This is a genomic window from Escherichia sp. WS33, assembly GCF_046486385.1.
GTDB lineage: Bacteria > Pseudomonadota > Gammaproteobacteria > Enterobacterales > Enterobacteriaceae > ECMA0423.
On the sequence record NZ_JBJQLJ010000001.1, the window covers coordinates 66399 to 83092 of the forward strand.

The following is a 16694-nucleotide window of genomic DNA, read 5'->3' on the forward strand; positions in this document are numbered from 1 at the left end:
CCTTACAGGGCGGCTTCGCGGTGATGTAACAGGCTGGCAAGCCCGTTGAGTAAAAGAGCATTAAACGTTTCGGGGTCGGTCACGTTGCAGGCGTGTCCGCCATAGCGCATCACCATTTTCTGGCTATCGGGCAGGGCGGCATGAAGTTCACTGGAACATGCTGTTGGCACCAGCAGATCATCACTGGCGCAGATGATTTGCACCGGGCAGCGGATGCGATCCGCATGGTGACTAAAGTCAGCGCGTTTGAGGGCGTTAAGTCGACGCAGTAAATTATTTTTGCCCTGAAAATGTGCCAGTGCCAGCGCGTCTTCTGCCTCCAGGCGAGGTACGCGGGCCGCCATCCAGTCGGCGGGATAGAGGAACAACGGCTGCGCTTCCACCCATGCCTGCGCGCCGCCGCTATACAGTAATCGTTCGCGAACCTGAAAACAGCGGCGCGTATGGGCGTTTATTCGTAGCCAGCCGTTAACGCTGATCAGCACAGTTACCGACGCGGGATAATCCAGCGCCAGCTGCATTCCCACCAGCGCACCGAGCGCATGGCCGACCACCGCGTAATGCTCAATCCCTGCGGCTACCAGCGCCTGATGCAGTTCCGCTGCCATCTGGGCGATACTGTAATCTTCTGCCAGCGTGTCGGGATTATTGCCGGTGCCGCGCTGGTCGTAACAGACTACCTGATACTCCTGCTCCAGCACCGCCAGTTGCGGTAACCAGTAACTGCCGCTACCGCCAAGACCCGAAATCAACACCACTACGGGCGCATCAGCATAAGGGGGAGGTGAGAGTGAAAGTTTCATCGCGGCCTCACTTGGCGATATGCGCAATTGTGGCGATTTCCACCAGCGCGTCAGGTTTTACCAGTCCGCACTGAATGCAGAATCGCGCCGGTTTATCACCCGGAAAAAACTCGGCGTAGATTTCGTTAATCGCGGCGTAATTTTTCCAGTCGGTAATAAAGATGCTGTTGAAGGTCACATCCGCCATCGTGCCACCCGCCGTCTCGATCACCTTGCGGATAGTTTCCAGAACGTGGCGGGTTTGCGCCTTTGGGTCATCGGCAAACAGCACGTTATTATGTTGATCAAAAGCCAGCGTACCGGAGACATACACCACGCCATCAGCCAGCGTGCCGGGAACGAAGGGGGCCAGCGGTGCGCTGCTGCCAGCGGGAATAATTACGGATTTTGGCATCGTTAAACTCCTTAAGCGATATGAGCAAAGGACGTGGGAGAAAGCGCGTCGCAGAATGTTTCGACGTCGCTGACCCAGCCAAAAAAGGTTTCGATATTGAACAACGCGGCTTTCTGTGCAAATTCAGGCCCCGCCTGGTGTGTTGCGTCTTCCAGCACCACGCCGAAATACTCCAGAAAAAAGCCATCGCGTAGCGTCGATTCGACGCAGACGTTGGTAGCGATACCGGTGAAAACCAGATGGCGTATTCCACGGCTGCGCAAAATGCTGTCCAGCGGTGTATTGAAGAAACCGCTGTAGCGCGGCTTCGGCAGCACAATATCGCCAGGCTGCGGCACCAGTTCATCCACCAGTTGATAATCCCAGGAGCCTTTCGCCAGCAATTTCCCCTGCAGCTGCGGCTGCTTACGCATGGTTTTCAGGGCGTTCGATTTATGAAAATTCGGTGAGCCGGGTCCGCCAGCTTCGACATACTGTTCATCCCAGCCATTTTGAAACCAGATGATCAGCATCCCTGCCGCTCGCGCTGCGGTCACGGCGGTTTGAATGTTGGCAATGACCGGGCGAGTGGTTGAGACATCAAACCCGGCGAGATCTAAGTAGCCGCCTGGCGTGGCATAAGCGTTTTGCATATCCACCACGATCAGCGCACTTTGCTGCGGATCGAAGGTAATGGCTTCCGGTCGAGCGGTTAAGGTTGTCATCATGCCACCTCCTGAGTCAGCGCAGGGAGATGGGCGCGGCACTGCATCAGTGGTTGAATGCGCTCGCCGAAGGTTTCGATTCCCGACAGAAAATCATCGAAGGTCAACAGCACGCCTTCGGCACCAGGCACGCTTGCGACTTCATCTAACATGCGCGCGACACTGGCGTAAGAACCGACTAATGTCCCCATATTGATGTTTACCGCCGAAGTGGGATCGGCCATCTGACGGACGTTGGTGTCAGTACCGGAGCGGGTATCTTTCTGACTTTGTTCGGTTAGCCAGCTTAACGCCTCTTCATCCGCGCCCGCTTTGTAGTGTTCCCATTTGGCGCGAGCGGCATCGTCGGTTTCATCGGCAATCACCATAAACAACACATAAGAGCCAACGTCGCGCCCGGTTTGCTCTGCGGCCTGTTTCATCCGCACAGCGGTCGGGGCGAAAGCCGTGGGTGTATTTACGCCTTTGCCGAAACAGAAGTTGAAATCGGCATACTGAGCGGAGAACGCCATGCCAGCGTCGCTTTGCCCGGCGCAGATCACTTTCATGGGGACACTCGGTTGCGGACTGACGCGACAATCATTCATGGTGAAAAAATCGCCTTTAAAATCGCTTTTCCCCGTGCCCCACAGGTCGCGCAGCACCTGAACATATTCGGTGAGATAGTCGTAACGACGGGAGAAATAGTCATCGCCAGGCCAGATACCCATCTGCTCATACTCGGGCTTTTGCCAGCCAGTCACGAGGTTGACGCCAAAACGCCCGCCAGAGATGGAGTCGATGGTTGCGGCCATACGGGCGACGATTGCCGGAGGTAACGTTAAGGTGGCAGCAGTGGCGTAAATCTGAATGCGCGAGGTCACGGCCGCCAGCCCCGCCATCAAGGTGAACGACTCAAGGTTGTGATCCCAGAACTCAGTTTTGCCGCCAAAGCCACGCAGTTTGATCATCGACAGGGCGAAATCGAAATGGTAGTGCTCCGCTTTTTGCACAATGGCTTTATTCAGTTCAAAGGTCGGCATGTACTGCGGCGCGTGGGTCGAAATGAGCCAGCCGTTGTTGCCAATAGGTACGAATACGCCAATTTTCATCATCAACCTCTCTTCGTCTCGTAAAGTGAAAGTCAGACGGGGCGCTGCATCCTGCATATCCTTTTCAGCCGCGTATTGGCTTGTTTGCAAAGCGGATGCCAGTTTTTAAAAAGTTAATGTTGTTAATATGTTAACAATGCGTTATCTAAAATATCTGGTAAAAAGTGGACTAAACGGTCAAAACAGTTGCACATAAAACATGCATCTGTGCGCGATGAGAGTGCAGAAGGTCGAGGCCGGGCGGGGGTTTTGCTATCCTGTTGCCAATCTACAAGAGGGGAGAGCGCATGACGCAAGGCGCAGTGAAAACAACGGGTAAACGTTCGCGCGCAGTAAGCGCGAAGAAAAAAGCGATTCTTAGCGCAGCACTGGACACTTTTTCACAATTCGGTTTTCACGGCACAAGGCTGGAGCAGATCGCAGAGTTGGCGGGTGTTTCAAAAACCAATCTGCTGTATTACTTTCCGTCAAAAGAGGCGCTGTATATTGCCGTGCTGCGGCAGATTCTCGATATCTGGCTGGCACCGTTAAAAGCGTTTCGAGAAGATTTCGCCCCGCTGGCGGCGATCAAAGAGTACATCCGTCTGAAGCTGGAAGTCTCCCGCGATTATCCGCAGGCTTCGCGCCTGTTCTGTATGGAGATGCTGGCAGGCGCGCCGCTGTTAATGGATGAACTGACGGGCGATTTGAAGGCATTAATTGATGAGAAATCGGCGCTGATTGCCGGTTGGGTCAAAAGCGGCAAACTCGCGCCGATTGATCCGCAGCATTTGATTTTTATGATTTGGGCTTCCACTCAACATTACGCCGATTTTGCCCCTCAGGTGGAGGCGGTGACAGGCGCGACGTTGCGCGATGAGGTATTTTTCAATCAAACGGTTGAAAACGTGCAGCGGATTATTATTGAGGGGATTCGACCACGTTAAAGATGCCGGAGGAGGTTGTAACATCCTCCGGCTACCTGTTTAACCGATCGTCATTAAACTGGCGTTACCGCCAGCGGCAGCGGTATTCACACTCAGCGAACGTTCGATATACAGCCGTTCCAGAAGGATATTGCTTTCGCCACGGGCAAAACCCTGCACCGAAACAATTGCGCCATCCCGCGCAGCAACGGCTTCACACAATGCGCGAAGCTGATCCGAATCACCGTGGAAGATCACCGCATCAAAGGGTTGAGCGGTTATATTTTCCGCTTTCGCCAGTTGAATACGTTCGCTGACTGCCGATGGCAATGCCTTTACTAGCTGACGATGCAGCGCGTCATCCGGCCACAGTACCTGGCTGCCCACCGCCAGCACGGCGGCGAGCTGAGTCAGCGCATCCTGCTCATCATCGGCAATACACAACACGCGCTCACGCGGCAGCAGCGTCCAGGTGTTGCGTTCACCCGTCGGCCCCGGCAGCAATCGTTGTGTTCCTGCCTGCGCCAGCTCGCCATATTGCGTACATAACGCCTGCAATTCTGGACGATTTGCTGCCCATTCCCGCAGTGCATTTAGCGGCTGAGTCAATGCGGCTTTCAACTGTGCATCGACCGGATACTCTGCATCCTGACGCGCGAGCGTCACTGCCAGCGCACTTTCCGGGCGATTCGCCAGCAGACGGTAGAGATAGAGCGGACCGCCTGCTTTCGGCCCGGTACCGGACAACCCTTCGCCGCCGAATGGCTGCACACCCACCACTGCGCCCACCATATTACGGTTAACATACAGGTTACCAACATGGGCCGAGCCAGTGACCTGGGCGATGGTTTCATCAATACGCGTATGGACACCAAGCGTCAGACCATAGCCGGAAGCGTTAATCTGCTCGATCAGCTCTGGTAGCTGGTTACGGTTGTAACGCACCACATGCAGCACCGGACCAAAGACCTCTTTTTGCAATTCGGCAAAGTCATCCAGTTCGATCAGCGTCGGGGCGACAAAGGTGCCGCTTTGCCATTCACGGGCATCTTCGCTGTTTTCCCGCACCGCCTGGAACACCGGACGGCCTTTGCTACGCATGGTCTGAATATGGCGCTCAATATTGGCTTTCGCTTCGCTATCAATCACCGGACCGATATCGGTGGTCAGGCGACCCGGATTACCCATCCGGCATTCGGCCATTGCGCCGCGCAGCATTTTCAACGTGTGGTCGGCAATCTCATCTTGCAGGCACAGCACGCGCAGCGCCGAACAACGCTGACCCGCACTGTCGAACGCCGAGGCCAGTACATCCACGACGACCTGTTCGGTCAGTGCTGAAGAATCGACAATCATCGCGTTCATGCCGCCGGTTTCAGCGATGAGCGGAATAGGGCGACCCTGAGCGTCCAGGCGGCTGGCGATATTGCGCTGCAGTAACGTAGCGACTTCGGTTGAACCGGTAAACATCACCCCGCGTACGCGATCATCACCCGTCAGTTGCGCGCCCACGGTTTCCCCCTGACCTGGCAGCAACTGCACCACGCCTGGCGGTACACCCGCTTCCAGCAAAATGGCGATCCCTTGCGCGGCAATCAGCGGCGTTTGTTCTGCCGGTTTTGCCAGCACGCTGTTACCTGCCGCCAGTGCGGCAGCAATCTGCCCGGTGAAAATAGCCAGCGGGAAGTTCCACGGACTGATACACACCACAGGCCCTAATGGACGGTGGGTTTCGTTAGCGAAATCATCCCGCACCTGTCCGGCATAGTAGTGGAGAAAATCGACCGCTTCGCGCACTTCGGCAATGGCGTTACTGAAGGTTTTTCCGGCTTCACGCACCAGAATACCAATCAGTTGCTGCATCTGGCTTTCCATTAGCACGGCAGCGCGATGCAAAATCGCCGCGCGTTCAACCGGAGGAGTGGCAAACCAGATTGGCGCGTTATTAACCGCACTTTCCAGCGCCTGTTCTACCTCACGCGGCGTGGCTTCACGCACAAAGCCCACAATATCTTTCGGTTCCGCAGGGTTAATAACGGGCGACATCTCACCTGCCGCTACCGGTTGTTCCAGCATTGGCAAGGCCTGCCATTTTTGCAGTGCACTATTGAGCAGGGCAGAAGAGAGCGAGGCCAGCCGGTGTTCGTTAGCGAGATCCAGCCCTGCCGAGTTGTCGCGCCCGTGACCGTAAAGATCGCGCGGCAGGGGAATTTTCGGATGCGGTAATCCAGTTTGCCCTTCCTGTTGCGCCAGTTTTTCTACAGCAGTGACCGGATCGGCGACCAGTTCATCCAGTGGCAAAGAGGTGTCGGCAATACGGTTAACAAACGAGGTGTTAGCACCGTTTTCCAGCAGGCGACGCACCAGATACGCCAACAGCGTTTCATGGGTACCGACCGGAGCATAAATACGACACGGACGGTTAAGTTTGCCGTCGGCAACTTTCCCGGTGACCTGCTCATACAGTGGCTCGCCCATACCATGCAGGCACTGGAACTCGTACTGACCCGGATAGTAGTTCTGACCTGCCAGTTGATAAATCGCTGCCAGCGTATGGGCGTTGTGCGTCGCGAACTGCGGGTAGATTAGATTCGGCACCGCCAGCAGCTTTTTCGCACAGGCGAGATATGAAACGTCGGTATACACCTTGCGGGTATAAACCGGATAGCCTTCAAGGCCGTCCATCTGCGCACGCTTGATTTCACTATCCCAGTACGCGCCTTTCACCAGGCGAATCATCAGACGGCGACGGCTGCGGGTGGCGAGATCAATCAGGTAATCAATCACCAGTGGGCAGCGTTTTTGATAAGCCTGAATAACAAAACCGATACCGTTCCAGCCTGCCAGCTCAGGCTCGAAACAGAGTTTTTCCAGCAGATCGAGGGAGATCTCCAGACGATCGGCCTCTTCGGCGTCAATGTTGATACCAATATCGTACTGACGCGCCAGCAGGGTGAGTGATTTCAGACGTGGGTAAAGCTCTTCCATTACCCGGTCATACTGGGCGCGGCTGTAACGCGGATGCAGCGCCGACAGCTTGATTGAAATGCCCGGACCTTCATAGATGCCACGACCATTGGACGCTTTACCAATGGCGTGAATCGCCTGCTGATAGGAAACCATATACGCTTGTGCATCTGCGGCAGTCAGTGCAGCTTCGCCAAGCATATCGTAAGAGTAACGGAAACCTTTCTCTTCCAGCTTGCGGGCATTGGCTAACGCTTCCGCGATGGTTTCGCCAGTGACGAACTGCTCGCCCATCAGGCGCATCGCCATATCCACACCTTTGCGGATCAGCGGTTCACCGCTTTTACCGATAATGCGGTTCAGCGAGCGGGAGAGGCTGGCTTCGTTATGGGTGGAAACCAGTTTGCCAGTAAACAGCAGCCCCCAGGTGGCGGCATTAACAAACAAAGACGGGCTACGACCAATGTGTGATTGCCAGTTACCGTTGCTGATTTTGTCGCGAATTAACGCATCACGGGTGGCTTTGTCGGGAATACGCAACAACGCTTCCGCCAGACACATCAGCGCCACGCCTTCCTGCGATGACAACGAAAACTCCTGCAATAACCCCTGAACCATACCTGCGCGACCACTGGCGTTTTTTTGATTACGCAGTTTATCGGCCAGTTGATACGCCAGTTTGTGCGCCTGTTCAGCAACTGGCTGCGGCAGGCGGGCTTGTTCCAGCAGCATAGAAACCGCTTCGGTTTCCGGGCGGCGATAGGCCGCTGTGATCGCGGCGCGGGAAACCGACTGGGGCAAAATTTGCTCGGCAAAGTCGAGGAATGGCTGGTGTGGTTCCTCTGCCGGAGTCGGTGCTTCATCGCTCTCATTGGCAGCGCCAGAAAGCAGCGCAGGTAGCTCCGGCAGAGTATCGCTGTTTTCCAGTTGTTCGAGATAAGAAAAAATCGCCTGCTTAATTAACCAGTGTGGCGTGCGATCGATACGTGTCGCGGCAGACTTAATACGCTCACGCGTCGCGTCGTCCAGCTTAACCCCCATGGTGGTGGTTCCCATGCCATTACTCCTGTTGTTCTGAAAGGTGCAACTTAACGTTATCGTGAAATATCCATGATGTTGCAACTTTGTGCAACCATGTTAAATGTGACATGCGTAGCAAGCTTAAAAATGAATGAAATGTTAATAAAAGAAATCGATATGACAGGGATTAAAAAAATAACTCAGACTTTTTCTCTGCGGCAGTTAACATTTTTGAAAGGTGCAACCGCAAAAAATGTGAGAGAGTGCAACCTGATGAAAAATAGTGTCGCTGAGCACTAAAATTTAATGTAAATGGTGTGTTAAATCGATTGTGAATAACCAGCGCTTCCGGCAGGATACGGTCGCCCTGGTAAAACATAAACTCTGTTACCCCGTTCCGGTGGCAGATATAACGGCAAGTTTCGACATTGCCGATAATAATTTTTTGGAGACTTTAGATGGCTATTAGCACACCGATGTTGGTGACATTTTGTGTCTATATCTTTGGCATGATATTGATTGGGTTTATCGCCTGGCGATCAACGAAAAACTTTGACGACTATATTCTGGGCGGTCGTAGCCTTGGGCCATTCGTGACGGCATTATCGGCGGGTGCGTCGGATATGAGCGGCTGGCTGTTAATGGGGTTGCCGGGCGCGGTTTTTCTTTCCGGGATTTCCGAAAGTTGGATCGCCATTGGCCTGACATTAGGCGCGTGGATCAACTGGAAGCTGGTGGCGGGGCGGTTGCGTGTGCATACCGAATACAACAATAACGCCTTAACATTGCCGGATTATTTCACCGGGCGCTTTGAAGATAAAAGCCGCATTTTGCGCATTATCTCCGCGCTGGTGATTTTGCTGTTCTTCACCATTTATTGCGCTTCGGGCATTGTGGCAGGCGCGCGTCTGTTTGAAAGTACCTTTGGCATGAGCTACGAAACGGCTCTGTGGGCGGGAGCTGCGGCGACGATCCTTTACACCTTTATTGGCGGTTTCCTCGCGGTGAGCTGGACTGACACTGTACAGGCCAGCCTGATGATTTTTGCCCTGATCCTGACGCCGGTTATCGTCATTATCAGTGTCGGTGGCTTTGGTGACTCGCTGGAAGTGATCAAACAAAAGAGCATCGAAAACGTTGATATGCTCAAAGGGCTGAACTTTGTCGCCATTATCTCACTGATGGGTTGGGGGCTGGGTTACTTCGGGCAGCCGCACATCCTGGCGCGTTTTATGGCGGCAGACTCTCACCACAGCATTGTCCATGCGCGTCGTATCAGTATGACCTGGATGATCCTCTGCCTGGCAGGGGCGGTAGCTGTCGGCTTCTTTGGTATTGCTTACTTTAATGAGCACCCGGCGGTAGCAGGTGCGGTAAACCAGAATGCTGAGCGCGTGTTTATCGAACTGGCGCAAATTCTGTTTAACCCGTGGATTGCCGGGATTCTGCTGTCGGCAATTCTGGCGGCGGTAATGTCAACCTTAAGTTGCCAGCTGCTGGTGTGCTCCAGTGCGATTACCGAAGATTTATACAAAGCGTTTCTGCGTAAACATGCCAGCCAGAAAGAGCTGGTGTGGGTAGGGCGTGTGATGGTGCTGGTGGTGGCGCTGGTGGCGATTGCGCTGGCGGCAAACCCGGAAAACCGCGTGCTGGGCTTAGTGAGCTACGCGTGGGCAGGCTTTGGCGCGGCGTTTGGTCCGGTGGTGCTGTTCTCGGTGATGTGGTCACGCATGACGCGCAACGGTGCGCTGGCGGGGATGATCATCGGTGCGCTGACGGTTATCGTCTGGAAGCAGTTCGGCTGGCTGGGACTCTACGAAATTATTCCGGGCTTCATCTTCGGCAGTATCGGGATTGTAGTGTTTAGTTTGCTGGGTAAAGCGCCGTCAGCGGCGATGCAAAAACGCTTTGCCGAGGCCGATGCGCACTATCATTCGGCTCCGCCGTCACGGTTGCAGGAAAGCTAAGGGACTTAGCCTGCGGCGGTTTTGTTTGGCTTCAGCAGCGGGTTGCGCTCCCTTAATGTGCCTCGCCATATAAATTGAATGGTGCAGGGAGCGCGCAGGGGGCGGCCAATCGCCGCCGCCCCCTGCTGCCCCGGCCTTCGGGGAACGTTTCAGCGATTTTGACGCCACCAACACCCGCGCTGTTCTTATGTTCCGGGCAAAAAGTTAGATTTGATAATCGAGGATGGACGAAATTGCTTGATACACCCGCTTATCAGTTTTACATGGAAGTTTTGATGTATTGAGTCAGGACGGTTTTGTCGGCTGGATACGGCGTTTACGCGGCATCCGGCAAGAACACATGGCTCGTTGTAAACAATCCCATCTTTGTACCTGGAATAATCGTTTATATCCCCTGACATTACCTCTCTTTGTTTACATTTCAACATCATTTTATAAACATTCCGCTTGTATTTTTCTTTACCGTAATGATAATCGCTATCACTGCGATTTACTTTTCTTTGCATAGATTGACTCAGAAAAACGTTTAAGGGTGGGTGGCATGTTTGTTCCGTTTCTCATTATGTTGCGCGAAGGACTTGAAGCCGCGCTGATTGTCAGTTTGATTGCCAGCTATCTTAAGCGTACCCAGCGAGGCCGATGGATTGGTGTGATGTGGATTGGCGTGTTGCTTGCCGCTGCGTTGTGCCTGGGCTTGGGGATCTTCATTAACGAAACCACCGGCGAATTTCCGCAAAAAGAGCAGGAACTGTTTGAAGGTATCGTGGCGGTGATCGCCGTGGTGATCCTTACCTGGATGGTTTTCTGGATGCGCAAAGTGTCGCGCAACGTCAAAGTACAACTGGAGCAGGCAGTCGATAGCGCATTGCAGCGTGGAAATCATCATGGCTGGGCGCTGGTGATGATGGTCTTTTTTGCCGTTGCAAGGGAAGGGCTGGAGTCGGTCTTTTTCCTGCTGGCGGCATTTCAACAAGATGTCGGGATCTGGCCGCCGCTGGGTGCAATGCTCGGTCTTGCTACTGCCGTGGTGCTAGGCTTCTTGCTCTACTGGGGCGGTATTCGCCTCAATCTTGGTGCATTTTTTAAATGGACCAGCCTGTTTATTCTCTTCGTCGCCGCAGGGCTGGCAGCTGGTGCCATTCGCGCATTTCATGAAGCCGGATTGTGGAACCACTTTCAGGAAATCGCCTTCGATATGAGTGCGGTGCTCTCAACTCACTCGCTGTTTGGCACGCTGATGGAAGGGTTTTTTGGCTATCAGGAAGCGCCGAGCGTCAGCGAAGTCGCCGTCTGGTTTATTTATCTCATCCCGGCGCTGGTGGCATTTGCTCTGCCACCACGCGCAGGGGCGACAGCGTCTCGCTCCGCGTAACAAATACGACGCAAACTCTTGCTTAGTTACAACATACTTTAAAGGGATAGTCTCGTCATGACCATTAACTTCCGCCGTAACGCATTGCAGTTGAGCGTGGCTGCGCTGTTTTCTTCTGCTTTTATGGCTAACGCCGCTGATGTGACGCAGGTCAAAGTGACCGTGACGGATAAGCAGTGCGAACCGATGACCATTACGGTTAACGCCGGGAAAACACAGTTCATTATTCAGAACCATAGCCAGAAGGCGCTGGAGTGGGAGATCCTCAAAGGCGTGATGGTGGTGGAAGAGCGGGAAAATATCGCCCCTGGTTTTAGCCAGAAAATGACGGCGAATTTACAGCCTGGCGAATACGATATGACCTGCGGTCTGCTGATTAACCCGAAAGGGAAGTTGATCGTCAAAGGTGAGGCAACGGCGGATGCGGCGCAAAGTGATGCGCTGTTAAGTCTTGGTGGTGCAATTACTGCATATAAAGCGTATGTCATGGCGGAAACCACGCAGCTGGTGACCGACACCAAAGCCTTTACCGACGCGATTAAAGCAGGCGATATCGAAAAAGCGAAAGCACTGTATGCGCCGACGCGCCAGCACTATGAGCGCATTGAACCGATTGCTGAACTATTCTCCGATCTGGATGGCAGCATTGACGCCCGTGAAGATGATTACGAGCAAAAAGCCGCTGATCCAAAATTCACCGGTTTCCACCGTCTGGAAAAAGCATTGTTTGGCGACAACACCACCAAAGGCATGGATCAGTACGCTGACCAGCTTTATACCGATGTGGTCGATTTGCAAAAACGCATCAGTGAACTGGCTTTCCCACCTTCAAAAGTGGTCGGCGGTGCAGCCGGACTGATTGAGGAAGTGGCAGCCAGCAAAATCAGCGGTGAAGAAGATCGCTACAGCCACACCGATCTGTGGGATTTCCAGGCTAACGTTGAAGGCTCGCAGAAAATTGTCGATCTGCTGCGTCCACAACTGCAAAAAGCCAACCCGGAACTGTTGGCAAAAGTCGATGCCAACTTTAAAAAGGTCGATACCATTCTGGCGAAATACCGTACTAAAGACGGTTTTGAAACCTACGACAAATTGACCGATGCCGACCGGAATGCACTGAAAGGACCGATTACTGCGCTGGCGGAAGATCTGGCGCAACTTCGCGGTGTGCTGGGATTGGATTAAGCATTATGCAGTATGAAGATAAAAACGGCGTGAATGAACCGTCACGCCGACGTTTACTGAAAGGCATTGGTGCGCTGGCGCTGGCGGGAAGTTGTCCGGTCGCTCATGCACAAAAAACGCAAAGTGCGCCGGGTACGCTTTCACCGGATGCACGCAATGAGAAACAGCCGTTTTATGGTGAGCATCAGGCAGGGATCCTGACGCCACAACAGGCCGCAATGATGCTGGTGGCGTTTGATGTGCTTGCCAGCGATAAAGCCGATCTTGAACGGTTGTTTCGCTTGTTGACTCAGCGTTTTGCTTTTCTGACTCAGGGCGGAGCGGCACCAGAAACGCCAAATCCGCGCCTGCCACCACTCGATTCCGGCATTCTTGGCGGCTACATTGCGCCCGATAATCTCACCATCACGTTATCGGTGGGTCACTCATTGTTTGATGAGCGCTTTGGCCTTGCGCCACAGATGCCGAAAAAGTTGCAGAAGATGACGCGTTTTCCCAACGACTCGCTGGATGCGGCGTTATGTCATGGTGATGTGTTGCTACAAATTTGCGCCAACACCCAGGACACGGTGATCCATGCACTGCGCGATATCATCAAACATACGCCGGATTTGCTCAGCGTGCGCTGGAAGCGGGAAGGGTTTATTTCCGATCACGCGGCGCGTAGTAAAGGCAAAGAGACGCCGATTAATTTGCTGGGTTTCAAAGACGGCACTGCCAATCCCGATAGCCAGAATGATAAGTTGATGCAAAAAGTGGTGTGGGTAACGGCAGATCAGCAGGAGCCAGCGTGGACAATCGGTGGCAGCTATCAGGCAGTACGCTTGATTCAGTTTCGAGTGGAATTTTGGGACAGAACTCCGCTGAAAGAACAGCAGACGATTTTTGGTCGTGATAAGCAAACCGGTGCGCCGCTGGGAATGCAGCATGAGCATGATGTTCCCGATTACGCCAGCGATCCGGAAGGGAAGGTGATTGCGCTGGACAGCCATATCCGGCTGGCGAATCCCCGCACGGCGGAGAGTGAGTCCAGCCTGATGCTGCGTCGTGGCTACAGTTATTCACTGGGCGTCACCAACTCCGGGCAACTGGATATGGGGCTACTGTTTGTCTGTTACCAACACGATCTGGAAAAAGGCTTCCTGACAGTACAAAAAAGGCTCAATGGCGAAGCGCTGGAGGAATACGTTAAACCTATCGGCGGCGGTTATTTTTTTGCGCTGCCGGGAGTGAAGGACGCGAACGATTATCTCGGAAGCGCGTTATTGCGGGTTTAATGTTTTTAGACGGATAAGGCGTTCTTGCGCAGATGCCTGATGCGATGCTTGCGCGTCTTCTTATGCCTACAATCGGTGCGGGTTCGGTAGGCGGATAAGGCGTTCACGCCGCATACGGCGATCGTGCACTGATGCCTGATGCAAATCCTGCTGAAAGCACACAGCTTTTTTCATATCTGTCATCACTCTGTCATCTTTCCAGTAGAAACTAATGTCACTGAAATGGTGTTTTATAGTTAAATATAAGTAAATATATTGTTGCAATAAATGCGAGATCTGTTGTACTTATTAAGTAGCAGCGGAAGTTCCCGGCAGTGATAGTCAGTCACTATGGAGATCGCGGATGGTAACGTCCTGTACTGGACATGTTTTAGATAATCAACGCGCCACCACTCGCGGAGTTTTCTCCTCCGGTAGTCATCTCGTCACTTTGCATTTTCAACCTCATCCTTTCTTTTCATGTGTTACCGAGGCCGTAAACGGTGCGCGTAGCCGTTTTTCGGCATTTTATCCAAAAGCAAACTATGGCTTACAAGGAAGCCAACCCTCTGATGTTCGTGCGCATAATCGCGCTGCCAACGGCGCGTGTGATGAATACAAACAACTCAAGGTGCTCTCCATGGGAAGACAAAAAGCAGTGATCAAAGCTCGTCGCGAGGCAAAACGTGTGCTGAGACGGGATTCGCGCAGCCATAAGCAGCGTGAAGAAGAATCGGTCACCTCGCTTGTGCAGATGGGCGGCGTAGAAGCCATTGGTATGGCCCGCGACAGTCGCGATACTTCGCCCATCCTCGCGCGAAATGAAGCGCAATTGCACTATCTGAAGGCTATTGAGAGTAAGCAGCTGATATTCGCCACGGGCGAAGCCGGGTGCGGAAAAACCTGGATCAGCGCAGCAAAAGCGGCAGAAGCCCTGATACATAAGGATGTCGACAGGATTATCGTCACCCGTCCAGTTCTGCAAGCCGATGAAGATCTTGGCTTCTTACCTGGAGATATCGCAGAAAAGTTTGCTCCCTATTTTCGCCCGGTCTACGACGTGCTGGTCCGGCGCTTAGGGGCTTCCTTTATGCAGTACTGCCTGCGACCGGAAATAGGGAAGGTGGAAATTGCGCCGTTCGCCTATATGCGTGGACGTACCTTTGAAAATGCAGTCGTCATTCTTGACGAGGCGCAGAATGTGACTGCCGCGCAAATGAAAATGTTTTTAACCCGCCTCGGGGAGAACGTGACGGTTATCGTCAACGGTGATATCACGCAATGCGATTTGCCTCGCGGCGTGTGCTCCGGATTAAGTGACGCGCTGGAACGTTTCGAAGAAGATGAAATGGTTGGGATCGTCCGGTTCGGAAAAGAGGATTGCGTACGTTCGGCACTTTGCCAACGTACGCTGCATGCATACAGTTAAGTGTATTATCGGTGCAGAGCCCGGGCGAACCGGGCTTTGTTTTATTTCAACAGATTTTCACTTCAGGTTAGCGTTCAGGGGGGCGACTTTGAGCGTGTTGATAAGCTGAACTGGAGTCTGGTTTAGATACTCTTACCAGGCATTTTTCGTCATAGCATCAGACCAGTGTAATACTGCCAGCGCGGAGAGTTTTTCTTCCAGAAGCCAAAAAAATGAGCATCTGCCTATCTTTTTTCGGCCATTCAACCTGTACAGGAGATCTGGTGCCAATTTTGCTTATGAGGTTTAATCAACAATGGGCTATACTTTGACTGACTGTTTAACACCGAATATATTCCTCTGATTTATTCTTTAGGGATAATATTATAAATGTAAGGTTAATCTTAATTAATTCTTTGCTAATATTGTGTGTTGTTATTTTTTTGTGGAAGGCAAGCCGCAATGGCTAAATAGGGATGGTTGTAATAATCAAAACATGATACTAACTATATATTGATCGTTGCATTGTTGGCATGTAACACGCTGCAGCGAGTAACATTGGTAATGAAATATAATCAACATGGATAGGTGAAAATTAATTATGAGCTTTATGGCTTTTGTAACTTGTTTGACAATTGCATTTATCGCCGGTTTTGCTGTTGCCAGAAAATTGACACTCCGAAAAGTTGCCTCATCGGTAATCATCGCTAAATCGCAACCCGTCCCTTCATCTGCAACTTCCCCTGCCGCTAAGGCGTCGACAAGGAGCTATATACCGCAGAAAACCTATCGTGACTCTCGTTGGCAAGAGCGAGATGAGTTATTTCAGGGAATGGTTGCCGAAGGTATTTTATTGGAAAGAAAAGAGTGGTTAATCACGCGTTGTGAAAAAATGTATTTCGATAATCTGGAAAAATGGTTTGGACATTATTGTCATATCCATTGCCAGGTCTCTCTGGGGCGCTTGATCAACTTTCCAGAACAACCTGAGTTTAGCGAAGAAGAAAGAAAGCGTTTCTTTGCAATTTATAATGGCATGGCAATGGATTATGTTCTGGTTTCAAAGAAGAACAATAAAATAGTCTGTGTTATTGAGCTGGATGACCCGAGTCATGAAAGGGCGGATCGCATTATTCGTGACCGTTGGTTGGATACAATTATGACTCTTGCACGGGTGCCTTTTGTACGAGCTTCTGTCACTAAATTGGAGGAAATTCCTCCGGTCTGGGAGACTCGTGACAAAATTCGCCCATTAGTCGCGGCGACAAAGAGTGAACCGGTGCATTAACTAAGCATCCCGGTCGGGGCTTCTCATCCCCCCGGTGTGTGCAATATACGAAAAAAAAGCCCGTACTTTCGTACGGGCTCTTCTTTAAATATGGCGGTGAGGGGGGGATTGACTCGCTTCGCTCGCCCTGCGGGCAGCCCGCTCACTGCGTTCACGGTCTGTCCAACTGGCTGTCGCCAGTTGTCGACCCCGGTCGGGGCTTCTCATCCCCCCGGTGTGTGCAATATACGAAAAAAAAGCCCGTACTTTCGTACGAGCTCTTCTTTAAATATGGCGGTGAGGGGGGGATTGACTCGCTTCGCTCGCCCTGCGGGCAGCCCGCTCACTGCGTTCA

13 protein-coding genes are annotated in these 16694 nt (G+C 52.6%); 8 read left to right on the plus strand and 5 right to left on the minus strand.

Annotation, left to right across the window (positions count from 1 at the left end):
- Window positions 1-2: 2 nt before the first annotated feature.
- The 4 genes from rutD to rutA are packed head-to-tail and all read right to left on the minus strand — an operon-like array spanning window position 3 to window position 2992.
- Window positions 3-803, minus strand: a complete 801-nt coding sequence (gene rutD / locus ACJHXA_RS00350; protein ID WP_001349436.1) for a pyrimidine utilization protein D — start codon at window positions 801-803, stop codon at window positions 3-5.
- A gap of 7 nt (window positions 804-810) precedes the next feature.
- Window positions 811-1197: a 3-aminoacrylate deaminase gene (gene rutC / locus ACJHXA_RS00355; protein ID WP_001126780.1), complete on the minus strand. Its 387-nt coding sequence runs from the start codon at window positions 1195-1197 to the stop codon at window positions 811-813.
- 11 nt (window positions 1198-1208) lie between these two features.
- Window positions 1209-1901 carry a peroxyureidoacrylate/ureidoacrylate amidohydrolase RutB gene (gene rutB, locus ACJHXA_RS00360; protein ID WP_001307100.1) on the minus strand — a complete coding sequence of 231 codons (693 nt, stop codon included), beginning with the start codon at window positions 1899-1901 and terminating at the stop codon, window positions 1209-1211.
- On the minus strand, window positions 1901-2992 hold the full coding sequence (rutA, locus tag ACJHXA_RS00365; RefSeq protein ID WP_001352489.1) for a pyrimidine utilization protein A: 1092 nt from the start codon (window positions 2990-2992) through the stop codon (window positions 1901-1903). The genes rutB and rutA overlap by 1 nt, the downstream gene beginning before the upstream one ends.
- Window positions 2993-3279: 287 nt before the next feature.
- Here rutA and rutR point away from each other — a divergent pair, with 287 nt between their 5' ends.
- Entirely contained in the window at window positions 3280-3918 is a 639-nt protein-coding gene (rutR, locus tag ACJHXA_RS00370) for an HTH-type transcriptional regulator RutR (RefSeq protein WP_000191701.1), read from the plus strand.
- Between the two features lie 39 nt (window positions 3919-3957).
- On the opposite strand, the gene putA is transcribed toward rutR, so the two are convergent.
- Window positions 3958-7920, minus strand: a complete 3963-nt coding sequence (gene putA / locus ACJHXA_RS00375; RefSeq protein ID WP_001299828.1) for a trifunctional transcriptional regulator/proline dehydrogenase/L-glutamate gamma-semialdehyde dehydrogenase — start codon at window positions 7918-7920, stop codon at window positions 3958-3960.
- 54 nt (window positions 7921-7974) lie between these two features.
- On the opposite strand from putA, the gene ACJHXA_RS00380 reads away from it, so the two are divergent.
- The 7 genes from ACJHXA_RS00380 to ACJHXA_RS00410 all read left to right on the plus strand — a co-directional run bounded on the left by ACJHXA_RS00380 (window position 7975) and on the right by ACJHXA_RS00410 (window position 16360).
- Window positions 7975-8184: a hypothetical protein gene (locus ACJHXA_RS00380; RefSeq protein WP_000979516.1), complete on the plus strand. Its 210-nt coding sequence runs from the start codon at window positions 7975-7977 to the stop codon at window positions 8182-8184.
- A 158-nt stretch (window positions 8185-8342) separates the two neighbouring features.
- A complete protein-coding gene (putP, locus tag ACJHXA_RS00385; RefSeq protein WP_001018486.1) occupies window positions 8343-9851 on the plus strand; it encodes a sodium/proline symporter PutP in 1509 nt (502 codons plus the stop codon).
- 541 nt (window positions 9852-10392) lie between these two features.
- Complete coding sequence (gene efeU, locus ACJHXA_RS00390; protein ID WP_000497941.1) at window positions 10393-11223, plus strand: iron uptake transporter permease EfeU; 831 nt, start codon at window positions 10393-10395, stop codon at window positions 11221-11223.
- A gap of 57 nt (window positions 11224-11280) precedes the next feature.
- Complete coding sequence (gene efeO, locus ACJHXA_RS00395; protein ID WP_000154410.1) at window positions 11281-12408, plus strand: iron uptake system protein EfeO; 1128 nt, start codon at window positions 11281-11283, stop codon at window positions 12406-12408.
- Window positions 12409-12413: 5 nt separating this feature from the next.
- Window positions 12414-13685 carry an iron uptake transporter deferrochelatase/peroxidase subunit gene (efeB, locus tag ACJHXA_RS00400; RefSeq protein ID WP_001199164.1) on the plus strand — a complete coding sequence of 424 codons (1272 nt, stop codon included), beginning with the start codon at window positions 12414-12416 and terminating at the stop codon, window positions 13683-13685.
- Window positions 13686-14304: 619 nt separating this feature from the next.
- Complete coding sequence (gene phoH / locus ACJHXA_RS00405; protein ID WP_000533522.1) at window positions 14305-15093, plus strand: phosphate starvation-inducible protein PhoH; 789 nt, start codon at window positions 14305-14307, stop codon at window positions 15091-15093.
- A gap of 580 nt (window positions 15094-15673) precedes the next feature.
- The gene (locus tag ACJHXA_RS00410) at window positions 15674-16360 is read left to right on the plus strand and encodes a DUF2726 domain-containing protein (RefSeq protein ID WP_000009226.1); all 687 of its coding nucleotides are present in this window, start codon (window positions 15674-15676) and stop codon (window positions 16358-16360) included.
- Window positions 16361-16694: the final 334 nt, after the last annotated feature.